Origin of the sequence: Streptococcus oralis SK610, from assembly GCF_000257455.1 — a bacterium.
GTDB lineage: Bacteria > Bacillota > Bacilli > Lactobacillales > Streptococcaceae > Streptococcus > Streptococcus oralis_CB.
In genome coordinates this window covers 195,757-212,119 of record NZ_AJKQ01000006.1, presented here as the reverse complement: position 1 = coordinate 212,119, position 16,363 = coordinate 195,757, and the positions used below count along the sequence as shown (strand labels likewise).

Genomic DNA, 16,363 nt, shown 5'->3' with positions numbered 1-16,363 from the left:
CCGCAAATCTGCGGGATTTTTTACTGGAAATGATTAGGTTGTTAGGTATTATAGTACCACAGTTGTGCTGTTCACAATGTGATAAAAAGGTCATTTTCTACTGGCTGATTCTCACTTGCTGGCGAATGCAAAAGCTACGATTGTACAAATTATAGAATCTTTTCAGGGGATTTAGGAAGGGAGCTTAGTCATATTGACGCTGCTATCGCTTTTTGTTATAGTCAAAGAGAGAGCGGTCTGGAACAATAGTTTATTCACAGTCTGTGGATAAGTCTGAGGAAGAATGATATCTAATCCATGGTGTTGAAGGATTCTGATAATAGTTCCGTATACTAGTGACTTTCTAGAAAGCTAGTAGAAACCCTAGTACAGGGCTGTTTGATAAAGGTCTGTTTAGGGTGACAGGTGAGCTAGAGACTGAAAAAACTAGTTTTTAGGAATGCTTTCTTATCCACAAGTTGTGGATAACTTTGTGAACAAGAGAAAGAGATGTGAGATGATGACGAACATAAAACCACATGGACCATTACCAAGCCAGGCCCAGCTAGCTTATTTAGAAGATGAACTAGCTACCTTTATCCATTTTGGTCCCAATACCTTTTATGACCAAGAATGGGGAAGTGGGCAAGAGGATCCCAAGCGTTTTAATCCGACCAAGTTGGCTGCGCGTGAATGGGTTCGGGTACTCAAAGAAACAGGTTTTAAAAAGCTGATTTTGGTGGTCAAGCACCACGATGGTTTTGTCCTCTACCCAACAGCTTATACAGATTATTCGGTCAAGGCTAGCCCTTGGAGGGATGAAAAGGGGGACTTGCTCCTTGAGGTTTCCCAAGCTGCAACTGAGTTTGACATGGATATGGGAGTTTATTTATCTCCTTGGGATGCCCATAGTCCCCTTTATCATGTGGACCGAGAAGCGGACTACAATACCTATTATTTGGCTCAGTTGAAGGAAATCTTATCAAATCCCGCTTATGGGAATGCTGGGAAATTTGCCGAGGTTTGGATGGATGGTGCTAGAGGCGAAGGGGCCCAAAAAGTCAACTATGAGTTTAAGACCTGGTTTGAAACCATTCGTGACTTGCAGGGCGATTGTTTGATTTTCTCAACTGAGGGAACTAGTATTCGCTGGATAGGCAATGAACGGGGCTATGCAGGGGATCCCTTGTGGCAAAAAGTCAAGCCAGATCAGTTGGGGACAGAGGCTGCATTAGATTATCTACAGCACGGTGATCCCTCAGGTATGCTGTTTTCAATTGGTGAGGCAGATGTTTCCCTTCGGCCGGGTTGGTTTTACCATGAGGATCAGGATCCTAAGTCTCTCGAGGAATTGGTCGAAATCTACTTTCACTCGGTAGGGCGGGGAACACCTCTCTTACTCAATATTCCGCCTAATACAGATGGATTCTTTGACGAAAAGGATATCCAGCGTCTCTATGAATTTGCTGCCTACCGTGACGAACTCTATAAAGAAGATTTGGCTCTGGGAGCCAAGGTATCTGGCCCTGCTCTATCACCAGACTTTGCCTGTTATCATCTGACAGATGGACGGAAGACCAGTTTTTGGGCAAGTGATGCAGAGTTTCCAATCCCATTAGAGCTCGATTTAGGGACACCTAAAACTTTTGATGTAATCGAGCTGAGAGAAGATTTGAAGCTGGGGCAACGCATCGCTGCTTTCCATGTTCAGGTAGAGTTGGATGGTGTCTGGCAGGAGTTTGGATCTGGTTATACTGTTGGCTACAAACGTCTTTTACGAGGAACAGTCGTTGAGGCGCAGAAGATACGCGTGACCATTACAGAGGCACAGGCTTTGCCTTTGTTGACCAAGATTTCACTCTATAAAACACCTACCTTGTCGAGAAAAGATACCGTTCAGCAACTAGAGTTCTCAGAAAAAAGTCTGGCTGTGATCAAGGGAGAAAATGTCCATTTTACAGTGAAGCGTAGAGAATCTAGCAGTCCTTTAGAGGCTAAGATTTCGATTCAACCAGGGACGGGTGTGCATGGTGTCGCTTATCGGGACGAGATTCAAGTCCTTGCGTTTCAAGTTGGCGAGACTGAAAAAAGGCTAACGCTACCAACCTTGTATTTTGCAGGAGATAAAAGCTTAGATTTTTATCTGAATCTGACGGTAGATGGGCAGCTGGTTGACCAGCTTCAAGTCCAAGTTTCATAAAAGAAGAACCTTTGCGCGATGCAAAGGTTCTTTTGGTTAGGAGTGATTTGGTAGCCAGCTGAGGGTGAAGGTCAGTTGCTCAGCTTTCAAGAGGTCTTGGTGTTGAATGCTAGATACTATGGTCTTGTCCAATCGGCATTCTTTGACAAAGTTGAAATGGCTGTGGTTTTGCTCGGCATGGATATCCAGCCATTTATTTTCCTTAGCTAGGTAGATACGGAGATGGTCAAAGAGAGGGATTCCGAGATCGTAACTTGGTTTGCCCGGACAGATCGGGTAGAATCCAAGAGCTGACCAGATGTACCAAGCAGAGAGACTGCCATTGTCCTCATCGCCAGGATAGGCTTCCCAGCTGGGGTGAAAGGCTTTCTGACGCAAGGTTTTGATGAGTAGAGCAGTGTAGTCAGTGTAGTCGCTGTAGCGAAAGAGATAAGGTATGTGGAAGCTAGGCTGGTTGGAAATGGCGAGTTGTCCAAAGGGAGCTGTCGCCATCTCGCTCATTTCATGAATCTCGTAACCATAGCCGGTGGTTTCAAAGAGGGGAGCACCCTGACAGGCTTTCAAAAGATAGTGGCTGAAAGCTTCTTTTCCGCCCATAAGCTGGATTAAGTCTGGGATGTCATGGAGGACGCCTAAAGTCGCTTGAATGGCAGAGCATTCGGCGTAGTCGCGTCCCCAACTATAGGGAGAGAAGTCAGGGCGGAAGTTGCCTTGGCTATCTCGCGCACGCATGTAGCCCGTCGCAGTGTCAAATAGATGGCGGTAATTTTGTGACGAAGTTCTATAAGTTTTCGCGATGTCATTCTGACCTAGTTTTTCGGCACAGCTGGCGATACAAAAGTCACTATAGGCGTAGTCAAGGGTGTGACTGACGCTTTCGTGATTGTCTGTGGATAGATAGCCTAGTTCTTGGTATTGGGCTAGTCCGTGACGACCATTGATGCCGAGAGGGTCGGACTTAGAGGCTGTCTCCAGCATGGCCTGGAGGAGTTCTTCTTCTAAGTCGGGAGCCATATCCTTGCAGGTGCTATCTGCGATAATACCGTCCAATAGAATACCTGGCATCATGCCACGTTCATCTGGGGCCAGCCATTTTGGCAGGAATCCAGTATCGCGGTAGCTATTGAGAAAGCCTTCTAAAAAGAGACGATAGTGTTCTGGTATGATAAGGGCAAAGAGGGGGAAGGTGGTGCGAAAGGTATCCCAGAAGCCATTGTTGCTAAAGAGGACGCCGGGTTTGACAGTACCAGTAGCCAGGTCCATATGGATGGCTTGCCCTGATTCATCAACCTCATAAAAAGTCTGCGGGAAGAGAAAGATTCTGTAAAGGCAGTGATCAAAGAAGGTTCGGTCAGCTTCTCCTGTCTCCATAATATCAAAACGATGGAGGAGGTTTTCCCAGTCCGCTTTCGCACTTGCTTTACAGCTATCAAAGTCCGTTTGAGGTAGATTAAGCAGAGCTTGAGAAGGCGAGATGAAAGAAGTTGCTAGCTGGATTTCGGCTTGACTACTTGCTAAGTCAATTCGCCAGTCTTCACCTTCTTGGCTGACAGCAAGAATATCCGTATTCATTTGTAGGGCAGTAAAGAGTATCAGCGGATTTTTATTGGTCTCTGTTTTACCTTCTTGTCGTAGGGCCAGAGTCCGCTTATCTACCAGCTCCACTGTCAGTTCATCTTCTGCGTGAAGATAGAGGGCGAGGGCTTTGCCTTGCTTTTGCTCCAAACGAATAGAAGCGCCATAGCAAGTCGGTGTGAGCTGGGTTTCAATCTGATAGCGCAGAGAAAAGAGTTTCAAATAGTGAGGCTGGAAGCAAGCTTTGTCTATATCATAAGAAGACTGGCGGTGAAAGAGACTGTCTCCCCCAAGCTGGCCGGTGACAGGTGTCAGAAGCAGCCAAGAGTAGTCGCCAATCCAAGGACTGGGCTGGTGGGTTAATCGAATCCCCTGAAAAATGGGCAGATGCGGATCGAAGAACCAAGCTCCCTCCTGGTCACTGGTCTGAGGCACAAAATAATTCATCCCGAAAGGGACGCCCGTGTAGGGCAGGGTATTTCCTCGAGAAAAGGCGTGTTTGCTGGCAGTCCCAAAGCGGGTATCGATGGTTTCGAGTAGTGGTTTCATAGTCTTTCCTTTAGCTGTTTTCCTACATTATATCAGAAAAATGAGACCTTTAGAGATGGGGTTCGAAAGTAAGCAATTTTGTAGAAAAATGACTATCATTTGTGTATGTATTTTCTGTCTCAAAAACTATATACTGAACATGAAACTTGTTTGAAAGAGGAAATTGCACGATGATTTATTCGAAAGAAATTGTTAGAGAATGGCTGGACGAAGTAGCAGAGCGGGCTAAGGACCATCCGGAGTGGGTAGATGTCTTCGAGCGTTGCTATACAGACACCTTGGACAATACAGTTGAAATCTTAGAAGATGGCTCAACTTTTGTCTTAACTGGGGATATTCCTGCCATGTGGCTTCGGGATTCGACAGCACAACTTAGACCCTACCTGCATGTGGCAAAAAAAGATCCTCTCTTGCGTCAGACCATTGCAGGTTTGGTTAAGCGTCAGATGACCTTGATTCTCAAGGATCCTTATGCCAATTCCTTTAACATTGAGGAGAACTGGAAGGGGCACCATGAGACTGACCACACAAACCTTAACGGCTGGATTTGGGAGCGTAAGTACGAGGTGGACTCGCTTTGCTATCCTTTGCAGTTGGCTTATCTCCTTTGGAAAGAGACTGGCGAGACCAGTCAGTTTGATGAGACTTTTGTCGCAGCGACCAAGGAAATCCTTCATCTCTGGACAGTGGAACAAGACCACAAGAATTCACCTTATCGTTTTGTCCGTGATACAGACCGCAAGGAAGATACTCTGGTAAATGATGGCTTTGGACCTGACTTTGCGGTGACAGGTATGACTTGGTCAGCCTTCCGTCCAAGTGATGACTGCTGTCAGTATAGCTATTTGATTCCGTCCAATATGTTTGCTGTCGTTGTCTTGGGTTATGTGCAAGAAATCTTTGCAGAACTAGACCTAGCTGATAGCCAAAACATCGTGGAAGACGCTAAACGTCTGCAAGCAGAGATCCAAGAAGGTATCGAAAACTACGCTTATACCACCAATAGTAAGGGCGAAAAGATTTACGCCTTTGAAGTGGATGGTCTAGGAAATGCTAGCATCATGGACGACCCTAACGTACCAAGTTTGTTAGCTGCTCCATATCTTGGTTATTGTGCGATTGACGATGAGGTTTACCAAGCAACTCGTCGGACCATTTTGAGCCCTGAAAATCCTTACTTCTACCAAGGAGAATACGCTAGCGGTCTCGGAAGTTCTCATACCTTCTACCGCTATATCTGGCCAATCGCCCTTTCTATCCAAGGCTTGACAACAAGAGATAAGGCGGAGAAGAAATTCTTGCTGGACCAGCTGGTTGCCTGCGATGGTGGCACAGGTGTCATGCACGAAAGCTTCCACGTAGATGATCCAACGCTCTACTCTCGCGAATGGTTCTCTTGGGCCAACATGATGTTCTGTGAGTTGGTCTTGGACTACTTGGATATCCGCTAATACTCTTCGAAAATCTCTTCAAACCACGTCAGCTTCACCTTGCCGTAGGTATGGTTACTGACTTCGTCAGTTCTATCCATAACCTCAAAACAGTGCTTTGAGCAGCCTGCGGCTAGCTTCCTAGTTTGCTCTTTGATTTTCATTGAGTATAAGGAACACGCTTTAGCGCAACTGATTCTCGGAAAGAATCACAATTTTACATTTAAAACGTTAAAAATAAAAATTTAAGTTAGAATGAGGTTTTACTTCATGGAAAATGTTGTTGTACATATTATCTCACACAGTCACTGGGATCGTGAGTGGTACTTACCTTTTGAAAGCTACCGTATGCAGTTGGTGGAGTTGTTTGACAATCTTTTTGATCTCTTTGAAAATGACCCTGAGTTCAAGAGTTTCCACTTGGATGGACAAACTATTGTCCTTGATGACTATTTGGAAATTCGCCCTGAAAATCGCGACAAAGTCCAACGTTACATCGACCAAGGAAAACTCAAAATTGGTCCCTTTTACATCTTGCAGGATGATTACTTGATTTCAAGTGAAGCCAACGTCCGCAACACCTTGATTGGTCAAGCAGAATGTGCAAAATGGGGCAAATCCACTCAGATTGGTTACTTCCCAGATACCTTTGGAAATATGGGACAAGCTCCTCAAATTCTTCAAAAATCAGGTATTCACGTGGCAGCCTTTGGCCGTGGTGTCAAGCCGATTGGATTTGACAACCAAGTCCTCGAAGATGAGCAGTTTACTTCTCAGTTTTCAGAAATGTACTGGCAGGGTGCGGACGGAAGTCGTGTCCTCGGTATCCTCTTTGCCAACTGGTATAGTAATGGGAATGAAATCCCAGTTGATAAGGATGAGGCCCTGACTTTCTGGAAACAAAAATTGTCAGACGTGCGTGACTATGCTTCGACCAATCAATGGTTGATGATGAACGGCTGTGACCACCAGCCTGTACAGCGCAATCTGAGTGAAGCCATTCGTGTGGCCAATGAACTCTTCCCAGATGTGACTTTTGTTCATAGTTCCTTTGATGACTATGTCCACGCAGTAGAAAGTGCTCTACCAGAGCAGCTATCAACGGTTACAGGTGAGTTGACAAGTCAGGAAACAGATGGTTGGTACACGCTTGCTAATACTTCTTCATCACGCATTTACCTCAAACAATCCTTCCAAGAAAATAGCAATCTCCTAGAACAAGTAGTGGAGCCATTGACTGTCATCACTGGTGGTCACAACCATAAGGACCAGTTGACCTATGCTTGGAAAGTCCTTCTACAAAATGCGCCACATGACAGTATCTGTGGCTGTAGTGTGGACGAGGTTCACCGTGAGATGGAAACACGTTTTGCCAAGGTCAACCAAGTCGGAAATTTCGTTAAGACCAATCTTCTCAACGAGTGGAAGGGTAAAATTGCAACCCACGAAGCCCAAAGCGATCATCTCTTTACGGTCATCAACACAGGCTTGCATGACAAGGTTGACACTGTCAGCACCGTGATTGATGTGGCGGTTTGTGATTTCAAAGAATTGCACCCAACAGAAGGCTATAAGAAGATGGTAGCCTTGACCTTGCCAAGCTACCGTGTCGAAGACTTGGAAGGACATGCTATAGAAGCGAAAATCGAAGATTTGGGAGCTAATTTTGAGTATGATTTGCCAAAAGACAAGTTCCGTCAGGCTCGTATCGCTCGACAAGTGCGCGTAACAGTCCCTGTTCATCTAGCACCTCTCTCTTGGACAACCTTCCAATTGCTCGAAGGAGAACAAGAACACCGTGACGGTATTTACCAAAATGGAGTGATTGATACGCCATTTGTAACGGTCAGTGTGGATGAAAATATCACAGTCTACGACAAGACAACTCATGAAGCTTATGAAGATGTTATTCGCTTTGAAGACCGTGGTGACATCGGAAATGAGTACATCTATTTCCAACCAAAAGGAACAGAGCCTATCTACGCAGAACTCAAAGGCTGTGAAGTCTTGGAAAATACAGCACGTTTTGCTAAGATCTTACTCAAGCATGAATTGACAATTCCAGTAAGTGCAGACGAAAAACTGGATGGAGAACAAAGAGGCATCATCGAGTTTATGACGCGTGAAGCTGGACGCTCAGAAGAATTGACAACCCTTCCTCTGGAAACAGAGATGACCGTCTTTGTTGACAATCCACAAATCCGCTTCAAGACTCGCTTTACCAACACTGCCAAGGACCACCGTATCCGTCTCTTGGTCAAGACTCATAATACGCGTCCAAGCAATGATTCTGAAAGCATTTATGAGGTGGTGACACGACCAAATAAACCAGCAACTTCATGGGAAAATCCTGAAAATCCTCAACACCAACAAGCCTTTGTCAGTCTATATGATGATGAAAAAGGGGTGACAGTGGCCAATAAAGGATTGCACGAGTATGAAATCCTTGGAGACGACACCATTGCCGTGACCATTCTTCGTGCCTCAGGTGAGTTAGGTGACTGGGGTTACTTCCCAACACCAGAGGCTCAATGCTTGCGTGAGTTTGAAGTTGAGTTTACACTTGAGTGCCACCAAGCAGGGGAACGCTTCTCCGCTTTCCGTCGTGCCAAAGCCTTTCAAACACCATTCACTAGTCTTCAAGTTGCTAAACAAGAAGGAAGTGTTGCTGCGACTGGTAGCCTCTTGAGTCATGCGGCACTCAGCTCACCACAAGTTTGCCCAACAGCCTTTAAAGTGGCGGAAAATGAAGAAGGATATGTACTTCGTTACTACAATATGAGCCAAGAAAATGTGCGCATATCTGAACACCAACAAACCATTCTTGACTTACTTGAACGACCATATCCAGTTCATTCAGGACTATTGGCTCCACAAGAAATTCGTACAGAATTGATTAAAAAAGAAGAAATTTAATAGTTATAAAGTGTTCTATAACTAATACTATGAGATAGAAAGGAGGGGCGAAAGAGTTAGGATGAACTACTGATTCGTCCCTTTTTTGGTGAAAATATGACGATTGCAACCATTGATATTGGAGGAACTGGCATTAAGTTTGCCAGTCTGACTCCTGATGGAAAAATACTAGATAAGACAAGTACACCGACACCAGAAAACTTGGAGGATTTACTGACTTGGCTAGACCAACGTCTGTCGGAGAAAGATTATAAGGGCATTGCCATGAGCGTTCCAGGCGCGGTCAATCAAGAAACAGGTGTGATTGAGGGGATCAGTGCTGTGCCTTACATCCATGGTTTTTCTTGGTATGAGGCCCTTGCTCATCATCAACTACCTGTCCATCTAGAAAATGATGCCAACTGTGTTGGACTTAGTGAACTGCTGGCTCACCCAGAGATTGAAAATGCAGCCTGTGTCGTGATTGGGACTGGAATCGGCGGAGCCATGATTATCAATGGCAAGCTTCACCGAGGTCGCCATGGCTTGGGTGGAGAGTTTGGCTACATGACAACCATTGCACCTGCTGAAAAACTCAACAACTGGTCGCAACTAGCGTCAACTGGAAATATGGTTCGATATGTGATTGAAAAATCTGGTCAGACTGACTGGGACGGACGCAAGGTTTACCAAGAAGCTGCAGCTGGCAATGCCCTTTGCCAAGAAGCCATTGAGCGCATGAACCGTAATCTGGCTCAAGGCTTGCTCAATATCCAGTATCTGATCGATCCAGATGTCATTAGTCTGGGAGGCTCTATCAGTCAAAATCCAGATTTTATCCAAGGCGTCAAAAAAGCTGTTGATGCATTTGTCGAAACCTACGAAGAATACACGGTCACACCAGTTATCCAAGCTTGCACCTATCATGCAGATGCCAATCTCTATGGTGCCCTTGTCAACTGGCTACAGGAGGAAAATCAGTGGTAAGATTTACAGGACTTAGTCTCAAACAAACTCAGGCAATCGACTTGCTGACAAAGCATATCTCTTTACCAGATGTGGAAGTTGTAGTCGCTCAGTCTAATCAAGCCTCTATCTCTATCAAGGGTGAGGGAGGACACTATCACCTGACTTATGACAAACCTTACCAACTCTATCGTGCCTTGTCTTTATTAGCAACAGCTCTAGTAGAAGGTGATAAAGTAGGGATTGAGGAGCAGGCGGCTTATGAAGAGTTGGCCTACATGGCTGACTGTTCGCGAAATGCAGTGTTAAATGTGGCTTCTGCCAAGCAGATGGTTGAGGTCTTGGCTCTCATGGGTTACTCAACCTTTGAACTTTACATGGAAGACACCTATCAGATTGAGGGGCAGCCTTATTTTGGTTATTTCCGTGGAGCTTATTCGGCTGAGGAGTTGCAGGAAATCGAAGCCTATGCCCAGCAGTTTGATATGACCTTTGTGCCTTGTATCCAGACCTTGGCCCACTTGTCGGCCTTCGTCAAATGGGGTGTTAAGGAAGTGCAAGAACTCCGTGATGTAGAGGACATTCTCCTTATTGGCGAAGAAAAGGTTTATGATTTGATTGATGGCATGTTTGCCACTCTATCTAAACTGCAGACTCGCAAGGTCAATATCGGGATGGACGAAGCCCACTTGGTTGGTTTGGGACGCTACCTCATCTTGAACGGTGTTGTGGACCGTAGTCTCCTCATGTGCCAACACTTGGAGCGTGTGCTGGATATTGCAGACAAGTATGGTTTCCACTGCCAAATGTGGAGTGACATGTTTTTCAAACTCATGTCAGCAGATGGCCAGTACGACCGTGATGTGGAAATTCCTGAGGAAACTCGTGTCTACCTAGACCGTCTCAAAGATCGTGTAACCTTGGTTTATTGGGATTATTACCAAGATAGCGAAGAAAAGTACAACCGTAACTTCCGCAATCACCACAAGATTAGCCAAGATATCGCATTCGCAGGCGGGGCTTGGAAATGGATTGGTTTTACCCCACACAACCATTTCAGCCGTCTAGTGGCTATCGAGGCTAATAAAGCTTGTCGTGCTAATCAAATCAAAGAAGTCATCGTAACTGGTTGGGGGGACAATGGTGGGGAAACTGCCCAGTTTTCTATCCTACCCAGCTTGCAAATCTGGGCAGAACTTAGCTACCGCAATGACCTAGATCGCTTGTCAGCCCATTTCAAGACCAATACGGGTCTATCGGTTGAGGACTTTATGCAGATTGACCTTGCCAACCTCTTGCCAGACTTGCCAGGCAACCTCAGTGGTATCAATCCCAACCGCTATGTCTTTTATCAGGATGTTCTTTGCCCGATTCTTGACAGACACATGACACCTGAACAGGACAAACCGCACTTCGCTCAGGCCGCTGAAACGCTTGCTGAAATCAAAGAAAAAGCTGGTGCCTACTCTTACCTCTTTGAAACTCAGGCCCAGTTGAACCAGATTTTAAGCAGTAAAGTGGATGTGGGACGACGCATTCGTCAGGCCTACCAAGCGGGTGATAAAGAAAATCTGAAAGAAATCGCAAGACAAGAATTACCAAAACTCAGAAGCGAGATTGAACACTTCCATGCCCTCTTTAGCCGTCAATGGTTGAAAGAAAACAAGGTCTTTGGTTTGGATACGGTTGATATCCGTATGGGCGGACTTTTGCAACGCATCAAACGTGCAGAAAGCCGCATCGAGGCTTATCTGGCAGGACAGATTAACCGCATCGATGAGCTAGAAGTAGAAATCTTACCATTTACTGACTTCTACGCAGACAAGGATTTCGCAGCAACTACAGCCAACCAGTGGCACACCATTGCGACAGCTTCGACGATTTATACGACTTAGGCATCTTTTCCGAGTCAGAGTGTTTCTCGTGAAACCTATTTCTTATAAAAAACTTCTCCACATAAAATAATTTGTGGAGTTTTTTCTATAATTAGTAGTTTAACCTAGCCTTCAAATAGGAGTATACTAATAATGTAATCGTTATCAAACCTAAAAATTCGATGAAATCAGTTTTTAGGAATAAAAAGGGAGGAAATTATGAAAAAGTTTTCAAAGACCTTGAGAGATAACTGGATCTTTCTCTTGATGGTTTTACCAGGGGCACTCTGGTTGATTCTATTCTTTTACATTCCAGTATTTGGGAATGTGGTCGCCTTTAAAGACTACCATATGACCAGTAATGGTTTCATAGATAGTATTGTGAATAGTAAATGGGTCGGGTTAGATAATTTCAGATTCTTGTTTAGTTCAAAAGATGCCTTTATCATCACTCGAAATACCGTTCTTTACAATCTCGGGTTTATCTTTATCGGTTTGATTGTATCAGTAGGGATTGCCATCATCCTCAGCGAGCTCCGCTCTAAGAGAATGGTTAAGATTTTCCAAACGTCTATGTTGTTCCCTTACTTCCTGTCATGGGTTATCATCAGTTTCTTTACAGATGCCTTCCTAAACATTGACAAAGGGGTTTTCAACCATTTCCTAACATCCATTGGCATGAAGGAAGTCAACTTCTACGCTGACTTAGGCATTTGGCCATACCTTCTCCTTTTCCTAGGTATTTGGAAAGGCTTTGGATATAGCAGTGTCATGTATTATGCGACGATCATGGGAATTGACCCAACCTACTACGAAGCAGCAACAGTGGACGGGGCTAGCAAGTGGCAACGTATTCGCAACGTAACCATTCCTCAGTTGACTCCGCTTGTAACTGTATTGACCATCCTTGCAGTCGGAAATATCTTCCGTGCAGACTTCGGTCTCTTCTATCAAATCCCGCACAATGCTGGTCAGCTTTACAATGTAACCAACGTTTTGGACGTCTATGTCTTTAATGGTTTGACTCAGACAGCAGATATCGGCATGGCTTCAGCAGCCGGTCTTTACCAATCCGTTGTCGGTTTGATTCTGGTTATCCTATCAAACTTGCTTGCAAGACGAGTCGATCCAAACTCAGCTTTGTTCTAGAAAGGAGGAGAATATGGCAGAAAAGAAAATTAAAAAAGAAAAAATCGATAATGTCGGCATTCACTCCTTCAGTAAGAAAGCAGATATCTTCTTTAGTATCATCTCTGGTTTGATCGCTCTTTCTTGTATCTTGCCCTTTATCTTCGTTATCATCATTTCGGTGACAGATGAAAAGAGCATCCTCCAGTATGGATATAGCTTTTTCCCTTCGAAATTTGGTGTAGATGGATTCCAGTTCCTAGCTCAGTTTAAAGATAAGATCCTCCAAGCGCTCTTTATCTCAGTTTTTGTAACCGTAGTTGGAACAGTGACCAACGTCTTCATTACAACCACTTATGCCTACGCCATCTCACGTACAACCTTTAAGTACCGCAGATTCTTTACGATCTTCGCTCTTCTTAGTATGTTGTTCAATGCTGGTTTGGTACCAGGCTATATCGTGGTCACTCGCCTGCTTCAACTTGGTGATACCGTTTGGGCCTTGATTGTTCCAATGCTTCTCTCACCATTCAACATCATTTTGATGCGTTCCTTCTTCAAGAAGACCATTCCAGAAGCCATTCTCGAATCTGCTCGTATCGATGGTGCCAGTGAAGCTCGGATCTTCTTCCAGATTTGTTTGCCCCTGTCACTTCCAGGTATCGCAACCATTACGCTTTTGACAGCTCTTGGTTTCTGGAATGACTGGTTCAACGCCCTTCTTTATATCAAGAGTGACAACTTGTATCCATTGCAATATTTGCTCATGCAAATCCAACAAAATATGGACTACATTGCAAAAGCAGTCGGCCTATCTGGCCAACTGGGAGTTGCTCTACCAAAAGAAACAGGTCGTATGGCCATGGTTGTTGTTGCAACCCTTCCGATTGCCATTCTGTATCCATTCTTCCAACGCTACTTTGTAAAAGGTTTGACCATCGGTGGTGTGAAAGAATAGGACTTACTGAGAAACATCGTTTCTCCCTTCCCAACTTCATCTTAGTGGCTGAAGTTAAAATCATTAAATCGTTTATAAGTTTAAAAATAAAAAAAGGAGTTTTTATCATGAAAAACTGGAAAAAATATGCTTTTGCATCTGCTAGCGTAGTAGCTTTGGCTGCAAGTCTTGCTGCTTGTGGAAACCTTACAGGTAACAACAAAAAAGCTGCAGATACTGCTTCAGGTGAAAAACCTGTAATCAAAATGTACCAAATCGGTGACAAACCAGACAACTTGGATGAATTGCTAGAAAATGCAAACAAAATCATCGAAGAAAAAGTCGGTGCTAAATTGGATATCCAATACCTCGGATGGGGTGACTATGATAAGAAAATGTCTGTTATCACATCATCTGGTGAAAACTATGATATCGCATTTGCGTCTAACTATGTCGTAAATGCTCAAAAAGGTGCTTATGCTGACTTGACTGAATTGTATAAAAAAGAAGGAGCAGAGCTTTACAAAGCACTTGACCCAGCTTACATCAAAGGGAACACTGTAAACGGTAAGATCTATGCAGTACCAGTTGCAGCTAACGTTGCATCATCTCAAAACTTTGCCTTCAACGGAACTCTTCTTGCTAAATACGGTATCGATATTTCAGGTGTAACTTCATACGAAACACTTGAGCCAGTCTTGAAACAAATCAAAGAAAAAGCTCCAGATGTAGTACCATTTGCGGTTACGAAGAACTTTATCCCATCTGATAACTTTGACTACCCAGTACCAAATGGACTTCCATTTGTTATCGACCTTGAAGGAGACACTACTAAGATTGTAAACCGTTACGAAGTACCTCGTTTCAAAGAACACTTGAAGACTCTTCACAAATTCTATGAAGAAGGATACATTCCAAAAGACGTAGCAACCAGCGACACTTCATTTGACCTTCAACAAGATACTTGGTTCGTTCGTGAAGAAACAGTAGGACCAGCTGACTACGGTAACAGCTTGCTCTCACGTGTTGCGAACAAAGACATCCAAATTAAACCAATCACTAACTTTATCAAGAAAAACCAAACAACACAAGTTGCCAACTTTGTTATCTCAAACAACTCTAAGAACAAAGAAAAATCAATGGAAGTGTTGAACCTCTTGAACACGAACCCAGAACTCTTGAACGGTCTTGTTTACGGTCCAGAAGGCAAGAACTGGGAAAAAATTGAAGGTAAAGAAAACCGTGTACGCGTCCTTGATGGCTACAAAGGAAATACTCACATGGGTGGATGGAACACTGGTAACAACTGGATTCTTTACATCAACGAAAACGTTACAGACCAACAAATTGCAGATTCTAAGAAACAATTGGCAGAAGCTAAAGAATCTCCAGCACTTGGATTCATCTTTAACACTGACAGTGTGAAATCTGAAATCTCAGCAATCTCTAACACAATGCAACAATTCGATACAGCTATCAACACTGGTACTTTAGACCCAGAAAAAGCAATCCCAGATTTAATGGCAAAATTGAAATCTGAAGGTGCCTACGAAAAAGTATTGAACGAAATGCAAAAACAATACGACGAATTCTTGAAAAACAAAAAATCATAAAATCGATTGATTTCGTGTATTCATTCCTAATTCCTAAAAATGTGATCACTGCCTTCCTTAGTTCTCTAGGGGAGGTAGTGATTTTTAGGATGTAAACATGAAAAGAGTAGTTCTGAGGGTTTATGCGATGTGATACACATGTATCTACAGGAGGTCTATCATGAAAAAGTATCAACTTCTATTCAAAGTGAGTGCTGTCTTATCTTACCTATTTTTCGTATTTGGCCTTTCCCAGCTGACGCTTATTGTCCAAAACTATTGGCAATTTTCTTCCCAGATTGGCAATTTCTTCTGGATTCAAAATATCTTGAGTTTGCTATTTAGCGGAGTCATGATTTGGATTCTGGTTAAGACAGGCCATGGTTATCTCTTTCGCATTCCAAGAAAAAAATGGCTTTGGTATTCGATTTTGACAGTATTAGTGGTAGTGTTCCAGATCTCTTTTAACGTTCAGACAGCTAAACATGTTCAGTCAACTGCGGAAGGTTGGGCTGTATTAATTGGTTATAGTGGGACTAACTTTGCAGAGCTAGGTATTTATATAGCCCTGTTCTTTCTGGTTCCACTGATGGAAGAGTTAATCTATAGAGGATTACTGCAACACGCTTTCTTTAAGCATTCGCGATTTGGTCTTGATTTGCTTCTTCCTTCTACTTTATTTGCTCTCCCTCATTTTTCAAGCCTGCCTAGTCTGTTAGATATCTTCGTCTTTGCAACAGTTGGAATCATCTTTGCTGGTTTGACCCGCTATACCAAGAGCATTTATCCTTCCTATGCGGTGCATGTGATCAATAATATTGTAGCGACCTTGCCATTTTTGCTGACTTTTTTACATAGGGTGTGGTAAAATACTGGCAGGCGAGTTAGGAATTATAGTGTTTCAATTTATAAGCGAATTTCAGGAGGAAAATGAGAATGACACCATTAAAATGGTTTGCTGGAGGAAGTGAAAGACGTTGTGAAGCCATGACGATCATTGATTATCTATTGGAAGATATAAAGTCTGCGCCTCAACTTGCTCCCCTGAAAAATCAGTTAGTGATTTATCAAAAACGATTAGAGGATGATGGGACCTCTACTCCATTTATTCTAAGCCAAATGAACGTTGACATCTCACGTGTGTTGATTGATAACAAGCTAAGTTTGTCAGAAAGTCAAGCTAAGCAAATCAAAAAATTGAGAGAATTATCTGCGATTCGGTATGGTTACTGATGAAG

The 16,363-nt window shown here is 43.7% G+C and carries 11 protein-coding genes; 10 read left to right on the top strand and 1 reads right to left on the bottom strand.

The features are described from left to right. Positions 1-499 precede the first annotated feature (499 nt). On the top strand, positions 500-2,179 hold the full coding sequence (locus tag HMPREF1115_RS04610; RefSeq protein WP_025170979.1) for an alpha-L-fucosidase: 1,680 nt from the start codon (positions 500-502) through the stop codon (positions 2,177-2,179). Positions 2,180-2,215: 36 nt separating this feature from the next. Here HMPREF1115_RS04610 and HMPREF1115_RS04605 read toward each other — a convergent pair whose 3' ends face one another. Further along, positions 2,216-4,303 carry a GH92 family glycosyl hydrolase gene (locus HMPREF1115_RS04605; RefSeq protein WP_000803422.1) on the bottom strand — a complete coding sequence of 696 codons (2,088 nt, stop codon included), beginning with the start codon at positions 4,301-4,303 and terminating at the stop codon, positions 2,216-2,218. Positions 4,304-4,473: 170 nt separating this feature from the next. Between HMPREF1115_RS04605 and HMPREF1115_RS04600 the strand changes: the two genes are divergently transcribed. The 9 genes from HMPREF1115_RS04600 (at position 4,474) to HMPREF1115_RS04560 (ending at position 16,358) form a co-directional block, all read left to right on the top strand. After that, a complete protein-coding gene (locus HMPREF1115_RS04600) occupies positions 4,474-5,754 on the top strand; it encodes a glycoside hydrolase family 125 protein (RefSeq protein WP_000640497.1) in 1,281 nt (426 codons plus the stop codon). Between the two features lie 249 nt (positions 5,755-6,003). Continuing rightward, positions 6,004-8,649: an alpha-mannosidase gene (locus HMPREF1115_RS04595; protein ID WP_000432801.1), complete on the top strand. Its 2,646-nt coding sequence runs from the start codon at positions 6,004-6,006 to the stop codon at positions 8,647-8,649. Between the two features lie 96 nt (positions 8,650-8,745). Further along, positions 8,746-9,615, top strand: a complete 870-nt coding sequence (locus tag HMPREF1115_RS04590) for an ROK family protein (protein WP_000150729.1) — start codon at positions 8,746-8,748, stop codon at positions 9,613-9,615. Continuing rightward, a complete protein-coding gene (locus HMPREF1115_RS04585) occupies positions 9,609-11,489 on the top strand; it encodes a beta-N-acetylhexosaminidase (protein ID WP_000251373.1) in 1,881 nt (626 codons plus the stop codon). Before HMPREF1115_RS04590 ends, HMPREF1115_RS04585 begins: the two co-directional genes overlap by 7 nt. A 198-nt stretch (positions 11,490-11,687) precedes the next feature. Beyond that, entirely contained in the window at positions 11,688-12,617 is a 930-nt protein-coding gene (locus HMPREF1115_RS04580; protein ID WP_000714584.1) for an ABC transporter permease, read from the top strand. Between the two features lie 13 nt (positions 12,618-12,630). After that, positions 12,631-13,554, top strand: coding sequence for a carbohydrate ABC transporter permease (locus tag HMPREF1115_RS04575; RefSeq protein WP_000818344.1), 924 nt, complete (start codon positions 12,631-12,633; stop codon positions 13,552-13,554). A 107-nt stretch (positions 13,555-13,661) separates the two neighbouring features. Next, positions 13,662-15,146, top strand: coding sequence for an ABC transporter substrate-binding protein (locus tag HMPREF1115_RS04570; RefSeq protein WP_000800428.1), 1,485 nt, complete (start codon positions 13,662-13,664; stop codon positions 15,144-15,146). 160 nt (positions 15,147-15,306) lie between these two features. Beyond that, positions 15,307-15,993: a CPBP family intramembrane glutamic endopeptidase gene (locus HMPREF1115_RS04565; RefSeq protein WP_000760545.1), complete on the top strand. Its 687-nt coding sequence runs from the start codon at positions 15,307-15,309 to the stop codon at positions 15,991-15,993. 68 nt (positions 15,994-16,061) lie between these two features. Beyond that, on the top strand, positions 16,062-16,358 hold the full coding sequence (locus HMPREF1115_RS04560) for a bacteriocin immunity protein (protein WP_000188110.1): 297 nt from the start codon (positions 16,062-16,064) through the stop codon (positions 16,356-16,358). The last annotated feature ends 5 nt before the right edge of the window (positions 16,359-16,363 follow it).